Origin of the sequence: Burkholderia sp. E168m15, assembly GCF_016586105.1 — a bacterium.
Classification (GTDB): domain Bacteria; phylum Pseudomonadota; class Gammaproteobacteria; order Burkholderiales; family Burkholderiaceae; genus Burkholderia; species Burkholderia orbicola.
This window is the reverse complement of sequence record NZ_BCPO01000205.1, coordinates 32,178-56,326: the sequence shown is the minus strand read 5'-3', so window position 1 is coordinate 56,326 and position 24,149 is coordinate 32,178. Positions and strand designations below refer to the sequence as shown.

General features: G+C 68.0%; 18 protein-coding genes. 7 read left to right on the top strand and 11 right to left on the bottom strand.

Annotated elements, in window-relative coordinates:
* Window positions 1-11: 11 nt before the first annotated feature.
* On the top strand, window positions 12-1,190 hold the full coding sequence (locus JMF86_RS31810; protein WP_054928660.1) for a fumarylacetoacetate hydrolase family protein: 1,179 nt from the start codon (window positions 12-14) through the stop codon (window positions 1,188-1,190).
* 205 nt (window positions 1,191-1,395) lie between these two features.
* Here JMF86_RS31810 and JMF86_RS31805 read toward each other — a convergent pair whose 3' ends face one another.
* Window positions 1,396-3,213, bottom strand: a complete 1,818-nt coding sequence (locus tag JMF86_RS31805) for a methyl-accepting chemotaxis protein (RefSeq protein ID WP_011695043.1) — start codon at window positions 3,211-3,213, stop codon at window positions 1,396-1,398.
* Between the two features lie 350 nt (window positions 3,214-3,563).
* Between JMF86_RS31805 and JMF86_RS31800 the strand changes: the two genes are divergently transcribed.
* Window positions 3,564-5,150, top strand: a complete 1,587-nt coding sequence (locus tag JMF86_RS31800) for a methyl-accepting chemotaxis protein (protein ID WP_011549858.1) — start codon at window positions 3,564-3,566, stop codon at window positions 5,148-5,150.
* A gap of 189 nt (window positions 5,151-5,339) precedes the next feature.
* A complete protein-coding gene (locus JMF86_RS31795; protein ID WP_011695044.1) occupies window positions 5,340-7,301 on the top strand; it encodes a phosphatase PAP2 family protein in 1,962 nt (653 codons plus the stop codon).
* A 56-nt stretch (window positions 7,302-7,357) separates the two neighbouring features.
* Here JMF86_RS31795 and JMF86_RS31790 read toward each other — a convergent pair whose 3' ends face one another.
* From JMF86_RS31790 to JMF86_RS31750, 9 genes are all read right to left on the bottom strand, one after another.
* Window positions 7,358-7,624 carry a hypothetical protein gene (locus JMF86_RS31790; protein WP_227746085.1) on the bottom strand — a complete coding sequence of 89 codons (267 nt, stop codon included), beginning with the start codon at window positions 7,622-7,624 and terminating at the stop codon, window positions 7,358-7,360.
* A gap of 67 nt (window positions 7,625-7,691) precedes the next feature.
* Window positions 7,692-9,215, bottom strand: coding sequence for a UxaA family hydrolase (locus JMF86_RS31785; RefSeq protein ID WP_011549861.1), 1,524 nt, complete (start codon window positions 9,213-9,215; stop codon window positions 7,692-7,694).
* Window positions 9,212-10,375 (bottom strand): D-mannonate oxidoreductase, encoded by a 1,164-nt coding sequence (locus tag JMF86_RS31780; RefSeq protein WP_011549862.1) that lies wholly within the window; start codon window positions 10,373-10,375, stop codon window positions 9,212-9,214. Before JMF86_RS31780 ends, JMF86_RS31785 begins: the two co-directional genes overlap by 4 nt.
* Window positions 10,376-10,406: 31 nt before the next feature.
* Window positions 10,407-11,417, bottom strand: a complete 1,011-nt coding sequence (locus tag JMF86_RS31775) for a zinc-binding alcohol dehydrogenase family protein (protein WP_041489557.1) — start codon at window positions 11,415-11,417, stop codon at window positions 10,407-10,409.
* Between the two features lie 23 nt (window positions 11,418-11,440).
* A complete protein-coding gene (locus JMF86_RS31770) occupies window positions 11,441-12,316 on the bottom strand; it encodes an amidohydrolase (protein WP_011549864.1) in 876 nt (291 codons plus the stop codon).
* Window positions 12,313-13,329 (bottom strand): aldo/keto reductase, encoded by a 1,017-nt coding sequence (locus JMF86_RS31765; RefSeq protein ID WP_011549865.1) that lies wholly within the window; start codon window positions 13,327-13,329, stop codon window positions 12,313-12,315. The genes JMF86_RS31770 and JMF86_RS31765 overlap by 4 nt, the downstream gene beginning before the upstream one ends.
* Window positions 13,330-13,364: 35 nt before the next feature.
* On the bottom strand, window positions 13,365-14,312 hold the full coding sequence (locus JMF86_RS31760; RefSeq protein ID WP_011549866.1) for an ABC transporter substrate-binding protein: 948 nt from the start codon (window positions 14,310-14,312) through the stop codon (window positions 13,365-13,367).
* A gap of 42 nt (window positions 14,313-14,354) precedes the next feature.
* On the bottom strand, window positions 14,355-15,386 hold the full coding sequence (locus JMF86_RS31755) for an ABC transporter permease (RefSeq protein ID WP_011549867.1): 1,032 nt from the start codon (window positions 15,384-15,386) through the stop codon (window positions 14,355-14,357).
* A complete protein-coding gene (locus JMF86_RS31750; protein WP_011549868.1) occupies window positions 15,379-16,923 on the bottom strand; it encodes a sugar ABC transporter ATP-binding protein in 1,545 nt (514 codons plus the stop codon). The genes JMF86_RS31755 and JMF86_RS31750 overlap by 8 nt, the downstream gene beginning before the upstream one ends.
* Before the next feature lie 233 nt (window positions 16,924-17,156).
* Here JMF86_RS31750 and JMF86_RS31745 point away from each other — a divergent pair, with 233 nt between their 5' ends.
* Window positions 17,157-17,858: a FadR/GntR family transcriptional regulator gene (locus JMF86_RS31745; RefSeq protein ID WP_011549869.1), complete on the top strand. Its 702-nt coding sequence runs from the start codon at window positions 17,157-17,159 to the stop codon at window positions 17,856-17,858.
* Window positions 17,859-17,908: 50 nt separating this feature from the next.
* Here the strand turns inward: JMF86_RS31745 and JMF86_RS31740 are convergent, their stop codons facing one another.
* The gene (locus tag JMF86_RS31740) at window positions 17,909-19,237 is read right to left on the bottom strand and encodes an MFS transporter (protein ID WP_011549870.1); all 1,329 of its coding nucleotides are present in this window, start codon (window positions 19,235-19,237) and stop codon (window positions 17,909-17,911) included.
* Window positions 19,238-19,765: 528 nt separating this feature from the next.
* On the opposite strand from JMF86_RS31740, the gene JMF86_RS31735 reads away from it, so the two are divergent.
* From JMF86_RS31735 to JMF86_RS31725, 3 genes are all read left to right on the top strand, one after another.
* Entirely contained in the window at window positions 19,766-20,710 is a 945-nt protein-coding gene (locus JMF86_RS31735) for a helix-turn-helix domain-containing protein (RefSeq protein ID WP_011549871.1), read from the top strand.
* A 288-nt stretch (window positions 20,711-20,998) separates the two neighbouring features.
* Complete coding sequence (locus tag JMF86_RS31730; protein WP_011549872.1) at window positions 20,999-22,438, top strand: APC family permease; 1,440 nt, start codon at window positions 20,999-21,001, stop codon at window positions 22,436-22,438.
* A gap of 261 nt (window positions 22,439-22,699) precedes the next feature.
* Window positions 22,700-24,145: an aldehyde dehydrogenase gene (locus JMF86_RS31725; RefSeq protein ID WP_041489558.1), complete on the top strand. Its 1,446-nt coding sequence runs from the start codon at window positions 22,700-22,702 to the stop codon at window positions 24,143-24,145.
* The last annotated feature ends 4 nt before the right edge of the window (window positions 24,146-24,149 follow it).

The following is a 24,149-nucleotide window of genomic DNA, read 5'->3' as shown; positions in this document are numbered from 1 at the left end:
CCGAGCTGACCATGCGTACTCCTTCCGTTTCCGATTGCCTGCCGCACGACCTCGACCACGCGCTGCTGATCGGCCGCGTCTGGCGGCACGACGGCGCCCACGCGGGCCCGAGCGTCGTCGCCGTGCGCGGCGGCGAAGTGTTCGACATCACGCGCACCGTGCCGACCACCGCGGACCTGTTCGACCGGCCCGACGCAGTCGCGCTCGCGCGCACCGCTTCCGGCGAATCGCTCGGCCGCGTCGAGCCGCTGCTGCAGGCGGCGCTCGACGGCACGCCGGGTGCCACGCACTTGCTCGCGCCGTGCGACGTGCAGGCCGTCAAGGCGTGCGGCGTGACCTTTGCGGTCAGCCTGATCGAGCGCGTGATCGAGGAACAGGCCGGCGGCGATCCGGCCAAAGCACGGGAGGTACGCGACACCATCGCCGCGACCATCGGCACCGACCTGTCGAAGATCGTGCCCGGCTCGGAAGCCGCGCTGCGCCTGAAGGCGGAACTCGAGCGCCGCGGCGCGTGGTCGCAATACATGGAAGTCGGCATCGGCCCGGATGCCGAGGTGTTCTCCAAGGCGCAGCCGATGTCCGCGGTCGGTTTCGGCGCGGACGTCGGGCTGTTGCCCGTGTCGGTGTGGAACAACCCGGAACCGGAGATCGTGCTGGCGGTCGCCGGCGACGGCAGGCCGGTGGGCGCGACGCTCGGCAACGACGTGAACCTGCGCGACATCGAAGGCCGCTCGGCGCTGCTGCTCGGCAAATGCAAGGACAACAACGGCTCGTGCGCGATCGGCCCGTTCGTGAGGCTGTTCGATGACGGCTTCACGCTCGACAGCGTGCGGGCATGCAGCGTGTCGCTGCGCGTCGAAGGCGCGGACGACGGCTTCGTGCTCGACGGCATCAGCCACATGCGCGAGATCAGCCGCGACCCGGCCGACCTCGTCGCGCAGACCTGCGGCGCGCATCACCAGTATCCGGACGGCTTCATGCTGTTCCTCGGCACGATGTTCTCGCCGATCCAGGATCGCGACGCGCCCGGCGGCGGATTCACGCATCACCTGGGCGACCGCGTGACGATCTCCACGCCCGCGCTCGGCGCGCTCGTCAACACCGTGCGGCTTTGCACGGAGATCGCGCCGTGGACCTTCGGCGTGCGTGCGCTGTATGCGAATCTGGCTGCACGCGGGCTGCTGGCCTGACCGGAACGACGGCGATACGGCCTCCCCACCCGCGATCGATTGCAGTCAGCTGCGGCGTGGGCGGCGCACCCGCGGATCGGCGCAGGATAGAGGCGCGATCCGGCCCGCCGTCGGCGGGCATGCAGCCGGCCGGCTTCGCGGCCGCGTGCTGCTCCGCCGGCCTCTCGCAGGAAACCGGGGCCTGCCCGCCCCGTCAAGCCGCCCGTCACGCCGGCACCGCACGCTCCGCCAGCTTGAACTCCCCGACCGTCTGCGCGAGCCGCGCCGCCTGCTCGCGCAGCGACGTCGCGGCCGCCGCCGATTGCTCGACGAGCGCCGCGTTCTGCTGCGTCGTATCGTCGAGCTGCGACACCGCCTGATTCACCTGCTCGAGCCCCGTGCTCTGCTCCTTCGCGGCGACGCTGATTTCGGCGATCACGCTGGTGATGTTGCGCACGCCGTCGACGATTTCGTCCATCGTCGCCCCGGCCGTCTGGACCAGCCCGGAGCCGCCCTCGATCTTCTCGACCGACGAATGGATCAGCTGCTTGATTTCCCGCGCGGCCTGCGCGCTGCGCTGCGCGAGCGCACGCACCTCCCCGGCGACGACCGCGAAGCCGCGGCCGTGCTCGTTCGCGCGGGCCGCCTCGACGGCGGCGTTCAACGCGAGAATGTTGGTCTGGAACGCGATGCCGTCGATCACGCCGACGATGTTGGCGATCTCTGCCGACGCCTGCGTGATGTCGCTCATCGTCGACACGACTTCGCGCACGACCGTGCCGCCCCGCAGCGCGACATCCGACGCCGATTCCGCCAGACGGTTCACCTGGCTCGCCGCATCGGCCGAATTGCGGGCCGTGCCGGCGATCTCCTCGAGCGCGGCGGCCGTTTCCTGGAGGCTCGACGCCGCGTGTTCGGTGCGGGCCGACAGATCCTGATTGCCCTGGGCGATCTCGGCGCTCGCGAGGTTGACGGACGTGCTGAACGCGCGGATCTGCAGCAGGATCGCGCTGATCTTCTCGGCGAATGCGTTGAACGCCCGCGCGATCTGCGCGGCTTCGTCCGTGCCGTCGGCAGGCAGGCGCTTCGTCAGGTCGCCGCTGCCGCTCGATACGTCCGTGAGCGCATCGCGCACCATCAGGATGCGCTTGAAGGCCGCGTTCGTCATCGCGCCGACGAGCGCGGCCGCGATGATGGCGACGATCACGATCGCCAGCAGCGTCGTCGTCGCGACCGCGCGCATGCCGGCCGTCACGTCGCCCTTGTCGAGCGCGAGTACCAGCGACCAGTCGGTGCCGACGATCGGTTGCGCGCGCATCAATTTGGCGGCGCCGTCGATGTCGACTGCGACGGGTGCGGATGCCGTCTGCAGCGCGCCGAGGTGGTCGGCATCGAGTTCCGGCGAGAGACCGGTGGCCGGCTTCATGATCAGGTCGGTCTTGGCCGACGCGATCACGCGGCCGCCCTTGTCCACCAGGAATGCAAAGCTCGCCGGGGTCGGGTGAACGGAAGTCACGATCGAGCTCACGTTCTCCATGAACAGGCTGGCTGCCAGCACGCCCTTCACCGCGCCGTCGCGCACCACGGGCACCGCGAACGCCACGGCCGGCCTGCCGCTCGTCGCATCGCGATAGAGCGCCGTCACGACCAGACGGCCCGCGCCGACGGCCTGCTTGTACCAGGGCCGCGCGGTCGGATCGTAGCCGGGCGCGAGCGGCACGTTGGAAAACGCCGTCTTGTCCGGCAGGCCGAGCGTCAGCACCTCGAAGCCGCCCGACTTGCCGAGCAGCTTCAATGCCGGCACCGGGTCGCCCTCGCCGATCGCGATCGTGTCCGCGAGCGCCTGGGTTTCGCGCGCGCGGCTGGCCACCCATTCGTCGATCGCGAGCGCATGCCCGGCGAGGATCGACTTGTGATTCTGGTCGATGGCCTCGTCGTTGTGGGTCTTGACGACGTAATAGACCAGCCCCCCGGTTACGGCCAGCGCCGTCACTACGATGGCGACACACGTCGCCAGTATCCGTGCGCGAATTGATGACAGCATGATGACTTCGGTCTCCGTTACCGCGTGATTGAACTGGATCGGTGAACAGGCTGATCCTGATCCATTTAACGGCACCGGGGGCGGGAAGTTGAGCGACGCCGGAAGGACGGCGACCGAAACGGGCACGCAGAGGGCGACACGGCACGCTATCGCGAGGAGCGCACGGGCCTGGGGCGTCGTGCGGAAAACGGCGCCGTTCGCCCGTTCGTCGTGACAAATGCGGATCGCGGCCGGATTTTTTTGACGACAGGCAACACGCAAACGATTGCCCCGGGGAGCGATCCTAAATTGTTCATTCACCGTTCCGATAATGAGGAAAGCTATTTGATATCAACCACTGGACTTTTCCCATGAATGATCGACGGTTAACGGTTCGTACGAAGCTGCTGATGGCTTTCGCACTGCTTACGTGCATGGTCGTGCTCGTCTCCCTCCTCGGCATCGTCTCGCTCGGCAACGCGAACGCGGCATTCGACGACTATGTCAACGGCACCAACGCCCGTGCGACCCTGGCGGACAAGATCCGCTTCGCGGTCGACCGGCGCGCGATCGCCGCCCGCAACCAGGTGCTCGCGGCCAGCCCGCGCGACGCGGACCTCGAGAAGGAGGCCGCACTGCAGGCCGACCGCGAAGTCGGCGCGCTGATGGGCGAACTGACGAATGCGGTCCGCGAGGGAAGCGGCGCGTCCGACAAGTCTCGCGAACTGGTTCGGCAAATCGGGGCGGTCGAGGCGCAGTACGGCCCGGTGGCGCGCGCCATCGTCGACGCAGCGGCGAACAACCGGCGCGACCAGGCGATCACGATGATCAACGAACAGTGCCGACCGCTGCTGGCCCAGCTCGTCGCGGCCACCGACGCGTATGCGACGTACACGCGGTTGCGGGCCGGCCAACTGGTGAAGGAATCGGACGATCGCTATACCTCGCGACGGCTCATGCTGATCGCGATCTGCATCGCCGCCGCCGCGGCCGCCGCGATCTCGGGCCTCTTCATCACCCGCGGCCTGCTGCGCGCACTGGGCACGGAGCCCGCCGCGCTCAGCGAGATCGCCGGCCATATCGCCGCCGGCAACCTCGCCGCCGAATCCACGACCGGCGCCGCGCCGACCGGCAGCGTGCTGGCTTCCATGCGGGACATGCAGGCGAACCTGATTCGCCTGATCTCGGAAGTCCGTACCGCATCGGGCAACGTCGCGACCGGGGCCGGCGAAATCGCGTCCGGCAACCAGGATCTCTCCTCCCGCACGGAACAGCAGGCGGCCTCGTTGCAGGAGACCGCGTCGAGCATGGAGCAGTTGACGTCCACCGTGCGCCTGAACGCCGACAACGCGCAGCAGGCGAGCGGCCTGGCCAACAATGCATCGGAGGTCGCCCAGCGCGGCAGCACGGCGGTCGGCCTGATGGTCGACACGATGACGGACATCAGCGCGAGCTCCGCCAAGATCGCCGAGATCACCGGCATCATCGAAGGAATCGCATTCCAGACCAACATTCTCGCGCTCAACGCAGCTGTCGAGGCCGCCCGCGCCGGCGAACAGGGCCGCGGCTTCGCGGTGGTGGCAAGCGAAGTCAGGAGTCTGGCGCAGCGTTCGTCGAGCGCCGCGAAGGAAATTCGCGAACTGATCTCGCAATCGGTCCAGAAAATCCAGGATGGCTCGCATATCGCGAACAACGCGGGCGATACGATGAGCCAGGTCACGCATGCGATCTCGCGCGTGACCGACATCATGGGCGAGATCGCCGCGGCGTCGAGCGAGCAGAGCCGCGGCATCGAGCAGGTCAATCTGGCCATCACGCAAATGGACGAAGTCACGCAGCAGAATGCGGCACTCGTCGAGCAGGCCGCCGCCGCATCGAAGTCGCTCGAGGAACAGGGAAACCGGCTTGCCGAGGCCGTCTCGCTGTTCCGGCTGGACACGCGCACGGCCGGCGCGTAGGCCGGCGCCCGCCGCCCTGTATCGATGACGGACGCCATGGATTCCGGCGTCCGTCATGTTAAGCATCGGAAATTAACCAGATAGTGGGAATTTTCGCCGGCCGCGTACGACGCGAAACAATTCCGTAACGACCGCGTAACGATCGCTCACCACAATCCTCCATCTTCTACCATCAGGATGGAGTCTTGCATGTTTGCGTCACGAAGCCGTTTCCCGCTGCACGTCGCGGCATTGTCGAGTGCGATCGTACTGGCTGCCTGCGGCGGCGGCGACGACGTCACGTCGACCGGCACGATCGCCGCGGCCGTTCCCGCGCCGCCCGCCGACCCCGGCTTCGTCGACAGCGCGCCGATCCCGAGCGCACCCGCTTTCGTCGACAACGTCGCGACCAACCAGCGCGGCGATGCGCGCTATGCGACGCTGTCGACCAACGCCGCGGTGCGCGTGTTGAGCCGTTTCCTCGATCTGTGGCAGCCGGCGACGATGCTGGTCGACGCGGGCGTGAGCGCGCCGGCGAACGGCGCGTTCCCGGCCATCTCGCCGTCGACGTGCTCCGGACTGCCGAACAGCGGCGTGCCGTGCGGCACGATCCTGAACGATGCGGTGCTGTCGGCCAACGTGCAGTACGTGATCAACGCGACGACCGCGCGTACGCCGCAACAGGCCGATGCCGCGTACTACGACGACCGGCGCGGCAAGGGATACAGCGTGACCGACGGCATGGGCCCGCTCACCGCCGCGTGGCGCACCGCGGCCCAGCAGACGACCAGCATCACCAGCGTGCCCGCCGATGCGACGACCGTGCTGTACAACGATTCCGGCAACAACGTCGGCGTCGGCAGCAGCAGCGGCAACGCCAGCTTCGGCAAGGTCGTCGACCTGCTCAACGAAATGGGCAACAACGCGTCGACCGAGCCGTCGAAGCGCTTCTTCAAATACGCGCGCCCGTACCGCTGGAGCACGAGTGTGGTCGTCGCGCCGACGCTCGTGCCGGCCGAAAGCACGACGCCCGCGACCGACGGCGGCTTCGTCAGCGGCCACACGGCCGAGGCTGTGCGCGATGCGACGACGATGGCGTGGCTCGTGCCGGAACGCTTCCAGGAAATGCTCAGCCGCGGCCTCGAACTGGGCGAGAACCGGATTCTCGCCGGCATGCATTCGCCGCTCGACGTGATCGGCGGGCGCATGCTCGCGCTGGCCCTCAGCGCAGCGAACCTGACCGCGTACGCCAGCGACGCGCAGGCCGCCTACACGCAAGCGCATCAGACGCTGCAGCAACTGACCGGAACGAGCGCCACGACCTTCTCCGCATTCGCGCACTCGGGCACGACGGCCACCGACCGGTTCGCCGACTACACGGCGAACAAGACCGCGTTCCTGCGCCGCATGACCTTCGGCTTCGGCGCGATCGAATCGACGAACGCACCGCCGGTCGTGCCTAAGGGCGCGGAGATCCTGCTGCAGACGCGCTTCCCGTACCTGAGCGCCGACCAGCGGCGCGTCGTGCTGAAGACGACCGAGCTGCCGTCCGGCTATCCGGTCATGGACGACGCGGAAGGCTGGGGGCGCCTGAACCTGTTCGCGGCGGCCGACGGCTACGGCGCGTTCAACGGCAACGTGATCGTGTCGATGGATGCGTCGCAGGGCGGGCTCAATGCCGCCGACCTGTGGCGCAACGACGTCGCGGGCGCCGGCAAGCTGACGCTGCAAGGCAGCGGCACGCTGACGCTGGCAGGCAACAACGCCTACACGGGCGGCACGCAGGTGAGCGGCGGCACGCTGGCGGCCGCGTCCGCGACGGCGTTCGGCAAAGGCGACGTGTACGTCGGCCCGGGCGGCAGCGTGCGAATCGCGGCCGCCGCGCCGGTGACGATCGCGACCCGCTACACGCAGCTCGACAACACGACGCTCGAACTCGACATCGACGGCAACGGCGGCGGGCGGCTGCGCGTGGGCGGGCCGCTCACCGTCGCGGGCGGCACGCTGCACGTGAAGTTCGTGAACGGCTACGCGCCGAAGGCCGGCGATACCATCGCGCTGATCGACGGCGCGGCGGCGGCCGCGAAGTTCACGACGGTGACGGTCGACGGGTTCAAGGCCACGCCGGTGTACACCGCGACGGGCGTGTCGATCACGTTGTCGGCGGCATAACCGGCGCGGACGATCGATCCTGCAACGGTGCCGCCCCCGGGCGGCTTCGGCTTCGGCTACGCGAAGCGACCGGAGGCTGCCATGCCGGCGCCGTCCGGGCCAGATCGCGTACCGAAGCGCCGTTGCAACTCGATGATCGTCGGCAGGTTGAAATCGTGGACGTCCGGCGTGGCGCCGCCCTGCCGCCGGCTCACCTCGACACAGAGTTCCAGCGCACGCGCGCGCGTCTCGGCGAGCAAGCGCAGCGCCTCGCCGAGCAAGCCCTTCTCCAGTTCCGACAGCGAGCCGTCGTGACCGGTTTCGCCGATCGCCGGCTCGCTCATGCTGGTTTCCATCGCGGCTCCTCCTTCGCTGTCCGATTGCGCACGCGGTCGCACGCCGCCTTTCGCGTCACATGACCGCGCCGCGCAGCCACGGCACGAACTCGCGTTCGCCGATGCCGTTGTCCTCGCTGCGGGATCTGCGTCCGGAGGCGACGTCGAGCATCAGCCGGAACAGCCGCTCGCCCGCTTCGCCGACCGAGAGCGAACCGGCGACGATCCCGCCGCTGTCGAAATCCATGTCCGACTGCATCCGCTCGAACAAGCCGGTCGTCGTCGCGATCTTGATCGTCGGTACCGGCTTCGAGCCGAACACCGAACCGCGGCCCGTCGTGAAGCACACGAGATTCGCGCCGCCGGCGATCTGCCCGGTGGCCGACACCGGGTCGTAACCGGGCGTATCCATGAACACGAGCCCGGCTTGCCGCACCGGCTCCGCATAGTCGTAGACCGCGCGCAGCGGCGAGCGGCCGCCCTTCGACACCGCGCCGAGCGATTTCTCGAGAATCGTCGTGATGCCGCCGGCGAGGTTGCCGGGCGACGGGTTGTTGTTCATTTCGCCGCCGTTGTCGGCGACGTAGCGCTCCCACCACTGCAACCTGCCGAGCAAGCGCTCGGCCACGTCGCGCGAAGCTGCCCGCGCGATCAGCAAATGCTCCGCGCCGTAGATCTCGGGCGTCTCGGACAGAATCGCGGTGCCGCCGTTGCGGACCAGCAGATCGACTGCCGCGCCGAGCGCCGGATTCGCGGTGATGCCCGAGTAGCCGTCGGACCCACCACACTGCAGGCCGACCGTCAGCCGCGAGGCCGGCACGGCGCTGCGACGCGCGCCTTCGGCCCGCTCCAGCAACTCGCGCACGATCGACACGCCTTTGGCCACGGTGTCGCGCACCCCGCCCTCGTCCTGGATGACCAGCGTGCGCACGGTGCCCGGCGATGCCGCATCGAGCCGTTGCGCGAGCGCGCCGACCTGGTTGACCTCGCACCCGAGGCCGACGAGCAGCACGCCGGCGAAATTCGGGTTGCGCGCATAGCCGACGAGCGTGCGCCGCAGCAGTTCGATGCCGTCGCCGGTCGCCGACATGCCGCAGCCGCTCTGATGGGTGATCGCGACGACGCCGTCGACGTGACCGAACGCATCGAGCGCGCCGTGCCGGTATGCATCGGCGATCGCATGACACACGCTCGCCGAACAGTTGACGCTCGCGATCACGCCAACGTAGTTGCGGGTCCCCACGCTGCCGTCGGGCCGCACGAATCCGTCGAAGGTATCGCGGCGATCCGCGGCAACGTCGTGCGTGCCGCCGACCGACCCGTCATCGTGCGCATGCCGCTCGGGCATCCCGACGTTGTGCACGTGAACATGCTCGCCCGCGGCGATGTCGCGCAGCGCGACACCGATCGGCTGCCCGCATTTGACGATCGTGTCGCCGCGCGCGATCGGCGCGGTGGCGATCTTGTGGCCGGCCGGTATCGCGGCCGCCGGCCGCAGCGGTGCGCCGTGTACGTCGACCGGCACCTCCGGCGCGAGCGCGTCGAGTGCGACGGCGACGTTGTCGTTGCGGTGAAGAATCACGATGGTCGGTTGCTTCACGATGCATCTCTCCCTGTCATTGCGATGGCCGCCGGCTCATAGCGGGCGACGAGTTGCCGTAACCGTGGCTGTTCAGTCTGCACCGCCAGCGAATCCGCGAGCGCGAGCAGCGGCTCGATCCGCCGCGCCACCTTCTCCCGATGGTTGATTGCGATATCGGCGATGCGATGCGCAAGAAACGGATTGAGAAAGCGCTCGCGCACGCTGTCGACGTAGCGTTCCGCCGTGTCGCGCAAGCCCAGCGCGACGAAAACCGGCGCGACTTCATCGCGCCACACGGCTTCGAGACCGTCGCGCAGCCGCGCATCGTTCATCGCGTCCAGCACCGTTTCCGATGCGTCGCGCCCTGCCGCGAGCCACTGCTCCGCGAGCCAGCTGTGCCCGAGATTGAGGAAGAACAGCTTCAGGCGCTCGTGGCCGCGCAAATCGTCGGTGACGACGATCTGCGCATGCGTGCACGGCAGCGCCATATCGGCACGCCGTTCGATCGCCCATAGCGCGTAGGGCTCCGCGATCGCGCCGACCGGATGCAGCGGCTCGGACACGATGCGGTCGACGAGCGAGTTGACCCATACGCAGCGGTTGCCCAGATAGTCGGCGAACGCGTCGGGCAGCCGCCACTGGCGCGCGAGGCCCAGCACGATGTCGCGCAGCGTGTCGCCGTTGTTCGTCACCAGTTCGCAAGGCAGCACGGTGACGCCATCGCCGGGCCGCACCTGCCAGCGCGCGTGCAGCAGCGCGAGCAGCTTCGCCGGAAAGCCGTGCGGTGCGTGCGCCGGTTGGGCCAGCAGGTCCACCGTGTCGCGCGGATCGGGGCGATACCCTGCGTCGCCGGTGTTCGACACGATCACGCGCACCGTCTCGATCGCGGCACCGCGGATCTCCGCCCAGTCCCGCTCGGCGTCCCACGCGCGCTGCACGGCGCGGCACTCGACGACTTCGTCGACCACGACGCCGTGCTCGCGCCCGCGAATCCGCACCGGATAGCGACCGGTGGCGCGCAGCGCGTCGATGCGGGCGCGGCTGGCCGGATTGCCGGTCGTCTGCACGATGCCGATGCCGCCCATCGCGTTGCCGTCGTCCAGCGCCTGGGACACGAACAGGTCGACGTGCGCCAGCAGGAAGCGGCTCGTGCCGAACTGCAGGATCGGCGGCATCATCGCGTGCGCTCCGCGTGCCGGATTCGATCGTTCAGCATTCGACGAGCGCCTTCACGACGGTCTGCCCCGCCTCCAGCAGGCGCGGCAGCGCATCCGGCACCTCCTCGAGCCGCATCCGGTGCGTGTTCAGCGCGCGGTCCGGAATGCGCCCCGCACGCATCGCGTCGAGCACTGTCGCGAAATCCTCGGCGGTCGCATTGCGGCTCGCGAGCAGCGTGGTTTCCCGCTTGTGGAATTCCGGGTCCGAAAACGCGACATGCCCGCGCACGATCGAGATCAACGTGTACTTGCCGCCGTGCGCGACGAACTCGAAACCGCGATTCATCGCATCGAGGTTGCCGGTCGCGTCGAATACCGCATCGAAATACTCGCCGTTCGTCAACGACGCGAGACGCGCTGCGTCGTCTTCCCCCACCTCCACCGTCGCATCGACCGTGAGATGCTGCCGGCAAAACGCGAGCCGATCCGCCCGCGTGTCGAGGCATGTGACGTCGGCGCCGCGCAGCTTCGCGAAGATCATCGCCGCCATGCCGATCGGCCCGGCGCCGACAATCAGCGCCCGCTGTCCGGCACGGACGTCCGCGCGCCGCACCGCATGCGCGCCGATCGCAAGGAATTCCAGCATCGCCGCCTGGTCGAGCGAAATGCCGTCGGCCTTGTGAACGAACTGCGCGGGCACGCTCAGGTATTCGGCGAGCGCGCCGTCGCGATGCACGCCGAGCACCTTGATGTTGACGCAGCAGTTCGTGTTGCCGTGGCGGCAGGCGACGCAGTGTCCGCACGACAGATACGGCATCACGTACACCGCGTCGCCCACGCCGAGACCCGACTCCGGTTCCGCCTCGACGACGACCGCGGAAAGCTCGTGCCCCATCACGCGCGGATAGTCGAGGTACGGCTGGTTGCCGGTGAAGATGTGCAGGTCGGTGCCGCAGATGCCGACCCGTTGCACGCGCAACAGCACTTCGCCGCTGCCGCGCACGGGCAGTTCGCGCTGCTGCACGCGCAGCACGCCGGGGGATTCGCAGATCACGCTGAGCATGTCGGTTTTCCTTTCGTTCGGTTTCATTCGTCGTGGCGTGCGGTGTCGATCCGGTAGAAGCGCCGTGCGTTACCGCCGAAGAGGTCGGGCAATGCCGCGGAGCCGAGCAACCGTGCGCAATCGTCCTCGCACGCAGCCAGCCATTCGCCGTAGCCGCCGCATGCCGACGCCAGCCGCAGCACCGGCCAGTCGCTGCCCCACATCAGGCGCGTCGGCCCGAACAGTTCGGCCAGCGCGTGGACATACGGCCGCGTGCGCGTGCGGACGGCATCGGGGCCGGCCGACGGCCCCGCTTCGGTCCAGAGACCGGACAGCTTGCAATGAAGGTTCGGCAGGCTCGCGAGCCGGCTCATCGCGGACAGCCACGGCTGCAATTCGCCGCGCTCGATGAACGGCTTCGCGCCGTGGTCGATCACGATCGGCAGTTCGGGATGGCGCCGCGCGAACGCGTATAGCGCGTCGAGATGACGCGGCATCACGAGTGCATCGAAACGCAGCCCGTGCTCGAGCATCGCGGCGACCGCGCGATCCAGGCGCGGATCGTCGATCCACGCGTCGTCGGGCAGATCCTGCAGCATCGGTCGCAAGCCGCGCGCTTTCGGTGCCGCCGCGAACGCCGCGATCCGCGCCGGTGCGTCGTCGGCCTTCAGGTCGACCCAGCCGACCACGGCGCCGACGGTCGGCGTTTCATTCGCGAGATCGAGCAGAAAACGCGTGTCGGCTTCACTCGGCAGCGATTGCACGAGGACGGTGGTATCGATGCGCGCGGCGTCGAGCAGCGGCGCCAGATCGGCGGGGCCGAAATCCCGGTGAATCGCATCGAGTTCGGCCGGCGGCCAGCAGCCGGCCCGCGCGCCGATTCGCCAGTAGTGCTGATGGGCGTCGATCCGCGCGGTCATGCGCGGGCTCCCGGAACCGGCGCGTGCGCCGCGATCAACCCTTCGTCGCGCAACGCATCCCACAGTTCGGCCGGCGCGGGGCGCTCGAACCAGTCGATGTTCTGCTTCAACTGGCCCACGCTGCGCGCGCCGATCACGCACGACACGACGGCCGGATGGCCGAACGGGAACTGCAACGCAGCGGCGGGAAGCGGCACGTCGAAGCGCTTGCACAGCGCGCCCAGCCGCGTCGCCTTGTCGATCACGTCGGCGCTCGCGTCCGCATAGTTGAACTTGCCGTTGCCGGCGAGCAGGCCGGAATTGAACACGCCGCCGATCACGATCGCCGTCCCTTCCCGGGCGCACGCGTCGAGCAGCGGTTCGAGCGCCGTCTGTTCGAGCAGCGTGTAGCGGCCGGCCAGCAGCACGGCGTCGAGCGCCGCTTCGTTCAACGCGTCGGCCGCGACTTCCCATTCGTTCACGCCGAGACCGAACCCGCCGATCTCGCCGCCCGAGCGCAGCGCCTCCAGCGCGCGAAACCCGCCGCCGCGGGTCAACTGCGCCCAGTAGTGCGCGTGACGATCGCCATGCGTCATCGCGCCGATGTCGTGCACGTACAGCATGTCAATCCGCGCGAGCCCGAGCCGTTGCCGGCTGTCGTCGTACGAGCGCATGATGCCGTCGTAGCTGTAGTCGTAGACCGGCCGGAACGGCAGCGGCTCGGCCCAGCCGTCGTCGCCCGGCCGCACGCTCGCGTCGGCGCGCATCAGCCGCCCGACCTTCGTGCTGAGCGTGAAGGCGCCGCGCTCGCGCGCGGCGAGCCCCGCCCCCACGCGCCGCTCGGACAGCGTGTAGCCGTAATACGGCGCGGTGTCGAAATAGCGCAGGCCGGCCGCCCACGCGGCATCGACGAGGGCTGCGGCATCGGCGGCCGACATCGGCCGATAAAGGCCGCCGAGCTGCGAGCAGCCGAGGCCGAGCGCGGACACCGTCAGCCCGCTGCGCGGCAAGGTGCGCGTATCGTTTGCGTTCATGAGGCGTGACTGGTTGCGGGAAAGAGACACGGCGATCAGTACAGGACGTTCTTCGCCGCCTGCGAATCGAGGTTCTGCTTGTCGACCATCACGACGCCGGTATCGATCAGCTTCGGCGCGGGCTTGCGCTCGATGACGTCGAGCGCCGTGCGCACGCCCTGGTTCCCCATCTGCCACGAGCCCTGCACGGCGATCGCCTGCACGGTGCCGTCGCGCACGAAGCCCTGCAGGTCCTCGTTGCCGTCGAACCCGATCGCCACCACCTTGCCCGCCTTACCCGACTGCTTCAGCGCGCGGCCCATCCCGACCGCGGTCGGCTCGTTCGCGCCGAAGATGCCCTTCAGGTCCGGGTTCGCCGACAGCACGTCGGTCGTCTGGTTCAGCGCGGTCGCCATTTGCGATTGCGAGTAGTACGGGCCGACGACCTGCAGCTTCGAATGGCTCTCGATGTACTTGCGGAACCCGCCGACACGGCTGACCTCCGACCCCGCGCCCGGCACGTACGACATGATCGCGATCTTGCCAGACTGCCCGACGCGGTCGATCAGCGCCTTCGCGCACAGCGCGCCCGCCTTCTCGTTGTCGGTCGACAGGAACGCCTGGTAGTACGGTTTGCCGGCGTCGGCGATGGCCGAGTCGATCAGCACGACGGGAATGTGCGCTTCCCACGCCTTCTTGATCGCGGGCACGAGCGCATCGGGATCGGACGGCGCGAGCACGATGCCCGCCACGTGACGCGTGACCGCGTTGTCGACCATGTTGACCTGCCCGCTGATGTCCGACTCGGCCGCCGGCCCCTGGAACGTCATCGTGTAGCCCTTGGCGCCGTCGAGCGCCGCCTTCGCGCCCTTCTGCACGTTCTGCCAGTAGTTCGAATTGACCGTCTTGACGATCACCGCGATTTCGCCGCCCGCCGCATACGCACCGCTGCTGCATACCGCGAACACGCACGCCGATGCCGCCAGCAGGATGGATTTGTTCATGTCTCGCTCCGCTTCTCGTTGGTAGGGACTGCTTGCTGCCGGTCAGGGCCGGCGATTGCGCAACTGGTCGATCCACACCGTGCCGAGGATCACGACGCCGATGATGATCTGCTGGATGAAGCTCGACACGCCGTTCATGTTCAGGCCGTTGCGCAGCACGCCGATCACGAACGCGCCGATCGCCGTGCCGGAAATCGTGCCGACGCCGCCCATCAGCGACGTGCCGCCGATGACCGAGCTGGCGATCGCGTCGAGCTCGTACATCACGCCTTCGTTCGGTTGCCCGGTGACGAGCCGCGACATCAGCACGCAGCCGGTCACGCCCGCGAGCGCGCCGGACAGCACGTAGGTGAACAGCTTCACGCCCTGCACGTTCACGCCCGACAGCCGGGCCGCTTCCGCGTTCGACCCGACCGCATAGATATGACGGCCGAGCGACGTTCTCGACAGCAGGACCGACACCACGACGAACAGCACGACCATGATCACGACCGGATACGGAATGCCGGGAAAGGTCGTGTCGGGGAAGCCGTCTGCGCCGATCCGCGAGATCCGCAGCAGCGCGCCGTTGCCGAGCGCGCCGAACGCGTCGCCGAGATCCGATACCGGCCGGGCGCCCGTGATCTGGAGCGCGATGCCGCGCGCGACGAGCATCATGCCGAGCGTCGCGATGAACGGCGGCAGGCCCATCTGCGTCACGCAGATGCCGTTGACGAGCCCGCACAGCGCGCCGACCAGGATGCCGGCCGCCATCGCCGCGGGCACCGGCACGCCGGCCTTGACCAGCAGCGCGGCGCACACGCCGGCCAGCGCGAGCACCGAGCCGACCGACAGGTCGATGCCGCCGGTGATGATCACGCAGGTGGCGGCCACGCCCAGATAGGCGATGGACGTGACCTGCAGGCCGACGGTCATCAGGTTGTCGACCGAGAAGAACGCCGCGCTCGATATCGAGAACGCGAACACGAGCACGACGAGACTGCCCAGCGCCGCGAACTTCTGGATCAGGTCGCGCCGCCGCTGTCGCGCCGCCCGTTCGTCGGCCTGGCTTCGATCGGATGTCATTTCAAGCATGGGAACGCCCCGACGCGTAGTGCATGATCTCCTCCTGACTGGTGTGTTTCGTATCGAGAATGGCGGTCATTCGACCTTCATGAAAAACGGCGATCCGGTCGGTCATGCCGAGCAGCTCCGGCAGTTCCGAACTGATCAGCACCACGCCGACGCCGTCGGCGGCGAGCCGGTCCATCAGCCCGTAGATCGCGAATTTGGCGCCGACGTCGATCCCGCGCGTCGGCTCGTCGAAGAACAGGATCTTCGAGCCGCGGTACAGCCATTTGCCGATGACGACCTTCTGCTGGTTGCCGCCGGACAGGTTGCGCACGCGCTGGTGCACGGACGGCGTGCGAATCGCCAGGTCCTGCACGTAGCGGCGCGCCACGTCGATCTCGTCGTCGAAACGCAGGAATCCGAAGCGCGACGCGATGCCGCGCACGTTCGCGAGCGTGAGATTCGCCGCGACCGGCATCGGCAGCGCGAGCCCCTCCTTCTTGCGGTCCTCCGACAGGTACGCGATGCCGTGCCGGATCGCCTCGCGCGGCGAGCGGATCGTCACGGGCCGGCCGTGCAGCGCGATCGTGCCGCCGTCGGGACGATCGGCGCCGAAGATCGCGCGCGCGATCTCGGTGCGCCCGGCGCCCATCAATCCCGCGAAACCGAGGATCTCGCCACGGCGCAGCGCGAACGACACCGGCCCGAACACGCCGTCGCGACGCAGGTCCCGCACGTCGAGCAGCACGTCGTCGGTCGGCACCGATTGCCGCGACGGATAGGCGTCGTCGAGCGTCCGCCCCACCATGCGCGCGACGATGTCGTCGATGCTCACGTCGGCGAAATCGTCCGTCGAAATGTGGCGCCCGTCGCGCAGCACCGTCACGCGATCGACGATCTGCGCCATTTCGTCGAGCCGGTGCGAGATATACAGAATCGCCACGCCGTCGGCGCGCAGCTCCTCGATGATGCGAAAGAGTTGCACCGTTTCCGCTTCCGTCAGCGACGACGTGGGCTCGTCCATGATCAGCACGCGCGCATCGTGCGACAGCGCCTTCGCGATCTCGACCATTTGCTGCTGCGCGATGGACAGCACGCCGACCTTCGTCGTCGGCGCGACGTTCAGGCCGATGCGCGCGATGCAGCGCGCCGCCTCCGCGTTCATGCGTTTCGTATCGACGAACGGCCCGCGCCGCGGCTCGCGCGCAAGGAACAGGTTCTCCGCCACGCTCAGGTGCGGGACGAGATTGAGTTCCTGGTGGATGATCGAGATGCCGGCCGCCTGCGCTTCGGAAGCCGAACGAAACCGCACCGGCGCGCCGCGATAGTGAACGGCACCCTCGTCGGGCAGGTATTGGCCGCTGATGATCTTCATCAGCGTCGATTTGCCCGCGCCGTTTTCGCCGCACACCGCATGCACCTCGCCGCGGCGCAGGTCGAGGCGAATCCCGTCGAGCGCGAGGACGCCCGGGAAGCGCTTGCGAATCCCGTCCAGGCGCAGGATCTCCTGGTCGGCTTCGTCGTGCGCGGCCTGACCGGGCAGATTGCGAGGCATTGCCATTGCGTCTCCTTGGGATGGATCGACCTCGACACTACGTGGTCAGTCCAATTTGGCTGAATTACAGCAATCAAACTCATTTTGGTCAAGCCAATTTAATTATTCACATCTGATCTTACCAATGGTGAAAACCCGGACATCCGAATGAACGCGCCGCCGCACGGGGCGATGCAGCAAGCGTGATAGACTCCGCGACACGCGCTTGCGCCCAAAGCGCCTTGATCCCGATCCATCGAATGAAATCGACAGAACCCAAGCGGCTTTACCAATCGGTCGCGGCCCAGATCGTCGCGCTGATTCGTCAGGGCGAATTCGCGATCGGCGAGCGGTTACCGCCGGAGCGCGAGCTGGCGCTGACGCTCGGCGTATCGCGCCCATCGCTGCGCGAAGCGTTGATCGCGCTGGAAATCGGCGGCCAGATCGAAATCCGGATGGGCTCCGGCGTCTATGTGCGCGACACGGCGGCCGACGACGTCGGCCCGATGGCCACGCTCGGCGACAGTCCGTCGGAATTGATGCAGGCCCGCGCGGCCGTCGAAGGCAGCGTCGCCGCGCTGGCCGCCGCGCGGATGACGGCCGCCATGCTGGAACGCCTGCGCCGCACCGTGCAGCGCATGAAGCGGCTCGCGGAGGCCGGCAAATCGCCGGTCGAAGCCGACCGGCAGTTCCACATGCTGATCGCGGAAGCCGCCGGCAATTCGGTGCTCACCCGCTTCGTCGGCGAGCTGTTCGACAGCCGCCACGACCCAATCGCGGCCGCCATGCGCGGTCACGCGGAAAATCCGCAGACCTGGACCGCCGCGGTGCGCGAGCACGAGGACGTGCTGCTCGCGCTGCAGGCCGGCGACCCGATTGCGGCCCAGACGGCGATTCGCGCGCATCTTCGTGCGTCCGAAGCGCGGTGGATCGAGGGTGGCCTGAAAGCCGATCCGGATTGACCGCGTGCCGGCGCCGGCACGCGTTGGCGAGCACGGGCGCCGGCAACGCGCTATTCAACGCCCTGCAACGCGGCCCGTTCGCTGGCCGTGCGGCGCGCCGGCAGCGTGCGCGGCACCAGGCTCGTCACCAGCACCGCGCCGACCACCAGCAGCCCCGCCACCACCCCGAACCCGGCATACGGCGCGCCGGTCCGCGCAAACAGGACGCCGACCAGCCACGAACTGAACGCCCCGCCGAGCGAACCCAGCATGCTGATCACCGCGATGCCCGCCGCCGCCGCCCGGCCGGTCAGTTGGGCAGCCGGAATCGTCCAGAACACGATCGGCACGGTGAACGCGCACAGCTGCGCGATCGCAAGCAAGGCCACGGTGATCCATACGTGACCGACCGAGAAGCGCAGGAGCAGCAGACTGCAGGCGGTGACGAGCATGCACACCACCGCATGCCACCGGCGCTCGCCGTATCGGTCGGAACTCCATGCGATCGCCACGTTGCCGATCATCGTGAACACGGAAATCAGTCCGGACAACCAACCGATTCCGGTGACGCTCGCCACCCCGGCCGCCTTCAGCACCGTCGGCGACCAGAACGTCACCGTACCCATGCCGACGTAGACGCAGAAATAGATCGCCGCAAGCCCCAGCACCCGACCGTTGCGAACGATGTCGAGCACGCCCACCCGGCCATGGCCGACCACGGCCGAGGCCCGCTCCGCGTCCAGATCGCGCAAGAGCGCCTGCCGCTCCGGCGGCGACAGCCATGCCGCCTGCTCCGGCCGGTCGCTCAGCATCCGCGGCGCGACCAGCCCGAGCGCGATGGCCGGCAATCCCTCGATCAGGAACAGCCATTGCCATCCGCGTAACCCCATCGTGTCCTGCAGGTGCGCCATGATCCAGCCGGACAGCGGTCCGCCGATCATCCCGGCTACAGGAACGGCGAGCAGCAGCACGCTGTTGACACGGGCGCGCACCGTATCCGGAAACCAGTACGACAGGTACAGGATCAGGCCCGGAAAGAAGCCGGCCTCGGCGGCGCCGAGCAGAAAGCGCACCACGTACAGCGACACGCTCCCGGTCACGAACATCTGCGCCACCGTGCAGAGGCCCCACAGCACCATGATTCGCATGAGCGTGCGGCTCGCGCCGATGCGCGCCAGCACCAGATTGCTCGGCACCTCGAATGCGGCGTAACTGATGAAGAAGATGGCCGTCGCGGAGCCGAATACGGCTTCGCTCAAGCCGAGGTCCTGCAGGAACTGCAGCTTGGCGAACCCGATGTTGACGCGATCGACGAAGTTGATCACGTAACAGACGAACAGAAACGGAATCACGCGCAGCGCGATCCGACGATACAAGACGGCAGGGGGTGACTCGGACATGGACCGCTCCCGGTATGTGGACATGCGTCACGAGCAAGCGAGGCGTTGCGAAGCAATTATACGAATCCCGTATTTCGGGATTTATTGGTAGTTAACACGAGAGAGGGCGCTGACCCGTGAGACACCACGTCGCCAAATCCGCATTCGTCAGTTTTGTAAGAAAACAGCAACGTATTACGATCTTATTGGCCGCTTTCCCCTCGTTGCAAGACCTCGCGCAACACCATGTGTAAACCCGACCTTATAAATAAATACAATCCCTTATAATGAGATTTTAAAAAACACGATCGCCAACGACGGTCGCTTGTCGATATTGTCCGGCACCCCCGCATTTCTTTCGGTTCGGTTACGCTCCGTCGCCCTCCGCGACGTGCTCGCTCGACGAGGGTCAACGGGTTTTCGATCGGGTCACCCGGTGTTTTTTTCTGGATATGATCGTCTGCAGGACGAGCCGCGCTGCCCGCGCCCGGGCAGCATGAGCCGGCTTCGGCCGGGATCGAATTTGAAACGGGATGCATTCGCCACGCCATGAACCTGCGCGCTGAAACACTGTGCTTCTCGGATGTGTTCCTCCATTCCCAGGCGATCGTGAACTGGTCGCAGCACTACGACCAGATCAGTCCGGGCACCGCCACGACCACGCTGCGCCAGGTCGCCGGCCAGCGTTTTCACGTCTTTCGCGAACGCATCAACCAGCGCGTGATGCAGCACGGCCTCGCGCCGCGCAACCGGCTCTGCTTCGCGCTGCCGATCGCCAGTGCGGTCGCGCCCGTGGTCCAGGGGCGCGCCGTCGAGTGTCCGAGCCTGCTGACCCTGCGCGGCGGCGAGGAGTTCGTCGCCCACCTGCCGTGCGACACCGAGGTGCTCGCGTTCACGATCGACCGCACGCTCACGGCCGACCGCGAACTGGACGAACTCGCGAACCTCCCCGCCCGCATCCTGAAGCAGCCGGTGCTGCCGATCTCGCCCGCACGCTACGGCAATGCACTGAACGGCCTCGAGCGCGTGCTTTGCCAGGCGCTCGACAGCGGTTCGCTCACCGCACGCGATGCGTTCGACGAACGCGTGCTCGCGCACAGTGTGGTCGGCATCCTGCTCGATCTCGTACAGTCCGACGACCCGGATGCGGGGGCGCTGCCGTCGGCATCGACGCAGAGCTACATCGTGCGCCGCAGCCAGGAAATCGCGCTGGAATCCGACGACGTACCAACGGTCCTCGATCTCTGTCACCACCTCCGCATCAGCCGCCGCACGCTGCAATACAGCTTCCAGAACGTGGTCGGCACCACGCCGACCGCCTATCTGCGCTCGATCCGGCTGAACGCCGTGCGCCGCTTCCTGATGACGACACCCGAGACGATACGGATCGGCGACGCGGCAGCGCAATTCGGCTTTTGCCACTTCGGACGCTTCTCCGCGTACTACCAGCAGCATTTCCACGAGCTGCCGTCGCACACGCCGCGCCTGAGCTGAGCCTGCGGCAGACGCATGGCGGCGCCGCATCCGGGTAATCCCCCGGCCGGCCGACACGTGCGGATTGCCGATAACGGACAACGACCGTTTTTTCGCCACCGTAAATTTTGTCGTCGGCCGGCTCGCATGCGCTGCACCGCATCGAGCGGCCGTCCAAGCGCACACCCGTGGCGTCGGCGAACGTCGACATCGCTTGCCGGCTCGTCAGGAGCGGCGCGCGGCACGGGGCTATCGATCAGGCATGCCGGTGTCGACTCCTGACGCACGATCCGGCCAGCGGGACTACTCATGAACGAATCGTCACCCCGGTCCGAAGCGGGGCTCAGCAAGAACGCCGTCGGACTCTCACACATCGTCTTCTTCGTCGTCGCCGCGGCCGCGCCGCTCACCGCGATGGTCGGCGCGACACCCGCGGCGTTCTCGCTCGGCAACGGCCCCGGCGTGCCGGGCGTATTCGTGCTGGCGGGCGTGATGTACCTGATTTTCAGCATCGGCTATGCCGCGATGAGCCGGCACATCTCCAATGCGGGCGCGTTCTACGCATACATCGCGAACGGGCTCGGGCGCCCTGCCGGCGTGGGCGGCGCATTCGTCGCGATCGTCGCGTACAACGCGGTGCAGATCGCGATCTACTGCATGTTCGGCTTCTTCCTGAACGACAGCATCCAGCGGCACTATGGCGTCGACGTGCCGTGGTGGGCGTTCGCGCTCGCGTGCGTCGTCGCGGTCCACTTCTGCGGCGCGCGGCGCATCGAGTTCAGCGGCCGGCTGCTCGGCATGCTGATGATCGGTGAAATCGCGATCGTGATGCTGCTCGATCTCGCGATCGTCGCGCACGGCGCGAGCACCGGCGGCTTCAGCGCGAAACCGTTCAGCCCCGCGATGGTGTTCGCGCCCGGGCTCGGCACCGCGCTCGTGTTCGTGCTCGGCTCGTACATGGGCTTCGAGGCGACGGCAATCTTCTCCGAGGAGGCGCGCGACCCGAAGCGCACGATTCCGCGCGCCACCTACCTGGCCGTGATCCTCATCATGGCGTTCTACGCGCTGTCGTCGTGGGCGATCGTCGAGGCGTGGGGCGAGCACGCGATCGCCGCGCAGGCCGCGCGCGATCCGGCCAATCTCTGGTTTGCCGTCAGCGGCCGGCTGCTCGGCGGCATCGCGACGGACGCGATGAACGTGCTGCTCGTCACGAGCCTGTTCGCGGCCATCCTGTCGTTCCACAACACGATCACGCGCTATTTCTACGCGATGGGCCGCGAACGCGTACTGTGGCGCAAGCTCGGCCATACGTGCCCCGTGCACCGTTGCCCGGACGTCGCCGGCAAGGTGCAGACGCTGATCGCGCTCGCGGCCATCGCCGGATCGGCGGCCTTTCGCCTCGACCCGTTCGCGGTCGTGTTCTCGTGGATGAGCGCGCTGGCCACGATCGGCATCATCGCGGTGCAGATCCTGGTGGCGGCCTCGGTGATCGCGTTCTTCGCGCGCGACCGTCGGGACGCCGGCGTCGTGCACCGCCTGATCGCGCCGCTCGTCAGCGTGATCGCGCTCGGCGCGTGTCTCGTGCTGGTCGTGCGCAACCTGTCCGTGCTGAGCGGATCGGATTCGACCTTCGTCGCGATGTTTCCGTATTTCCTCGTCGCCGTCGGCGCGCTCGGCATCCGCGCCGCGCTGCGATTGAAGCGCAGCGACCCCGACCTGTATCGCGAACTCGGGCGCGCCGCCCAGTAGCCGCCGCCCGGACGGTGCCGCGCCGCACCGTCGTCTCGTTGTTCACTCCCCGAGCATTTCCCGCTGCCGACGCGCCCCGCGATGCGTCGCGCCGGCACGGGTATTCCCTAGCCCGATCGCGCGGCAACGATTGCCGATAGCGGACAAGGCTCCCGATTTCATCGACATACAGTGAATGCGACGTCGAAGCAGCACGGTGGCGGCCGCCCTCGCCGCCGCACCGTTCGGCCCGACGATTCGCCCCTGGGAAACACGGACACCATGATGAAAATTCAGAATCTGATCGGCGGCAGGCATTGCGACGCAGCGGCCGGCCGCACCTTCGAAAAACTGGCGCCGGCGACCGGCGACTACGTGGCCGCCGTGCCCGCATCGACCGCCGAAGACGTCGATCGCGCGGTGCGCGCCGCGCACGCCGCGCTGCACGACGACGCCTGGGCCCGCGCCGGCGGCCCGGCCCGCGCGCGCTGGCTGCTTCGGCTGGCGGACCTCGTCGAGCGCGACGGCAATGCGCTGACGGAATTGCTGGCCGTCGAACAGGGACGTCCGCTTGCCGAGATGCGCATGATGGACCTCCCGATGTGCATCGACACGCTGCGCTACTTCGCCGGCTGGGCCGACAAGCTCGAGGGCCGCACGATTCCGACCGACGGCTTCATGGGCCGCCCGACGCTCAGCTACACGCGGCGTGCGCCGGTGGGCGTCGCCGGCCAGATCATCCCGTGGAACGCGCCGTTGATGATCGCGGTATGGAAGCTCGCGCCGGCGCTGGCGGCCGGCTGCCCGGTGGTCGTCAAGCCGTCGGAAGACACGCCGCTGGCGATCACCCGGCTCGGTGAGCTCGTCTGCGAAGCCGGCCTTCCCGCCGGGGTCGTCAACATCGTCCACGGCATAGGCGCGGAAGTCGGCGCCGCGCTGGTCGCGCACCCGCTCGTGAACAAGATCAGCTTCACCGGCAGCACCGAAGTCGGCCGCGCGATCGCGGGAGTGGCTGCCAAGACCTTCAAGCGCGTCACGCTCGAACTGGGCGGCAAGGCCGCGCAGATCGTCTTCGCGGATGCCGATCTCGACCGTGCGATTCCGTCGCTGATGGCCGGCATGTTCGCGAACCAGGGACAGACGTGCGCGGCCGGCTCGCGCGTGCTCGCGCACCGCTCGATCGCCCAGGCACTCGAGGAACGGCTTGCCGACGCGGCCCGGGCGATGCGCATCGGTCCGCCATCGGAGCCCGGCGTGCAGATGGGTGCGCTGATCAACCCGCGTCACCTCGCGCGCGTGCGTACGCTCGTCGACGGCGCGCTCGCCGAAGGAGCGGTCATGCTCGCCGGCGACGAACAGGTGCCGCCGCGCGGCTGCTTCATGCGCCCCACGATCCTGGGCGGCGTCCATCCGGGCATGCGGATCGCCCGCGACGAAGTGTTCGGCCCGGTCGGCATGGTGATGCCGTTCGAGACCGAGGACGACGCCGTTCGCATCGCCAACGACACGCCGTTCGGCCTGTCCGCTTCCGTGTGGACGCAGGACGTCGGCACCGCGCACCGCGTCGCCGAGCGGCTCGACGTCGGCGCGGTCGCGATCAATGCGTGGAGTCCGATCGACGCACGCCTGCCGTGGGGCGGCACCAAGCAAAGCGGGATCGGGCGCGACCTGTCGAAGGCCGCGCTCGATTCGTACCTCGAGGAAAAGATCGTCACCGCAGCCCTGTGATCCC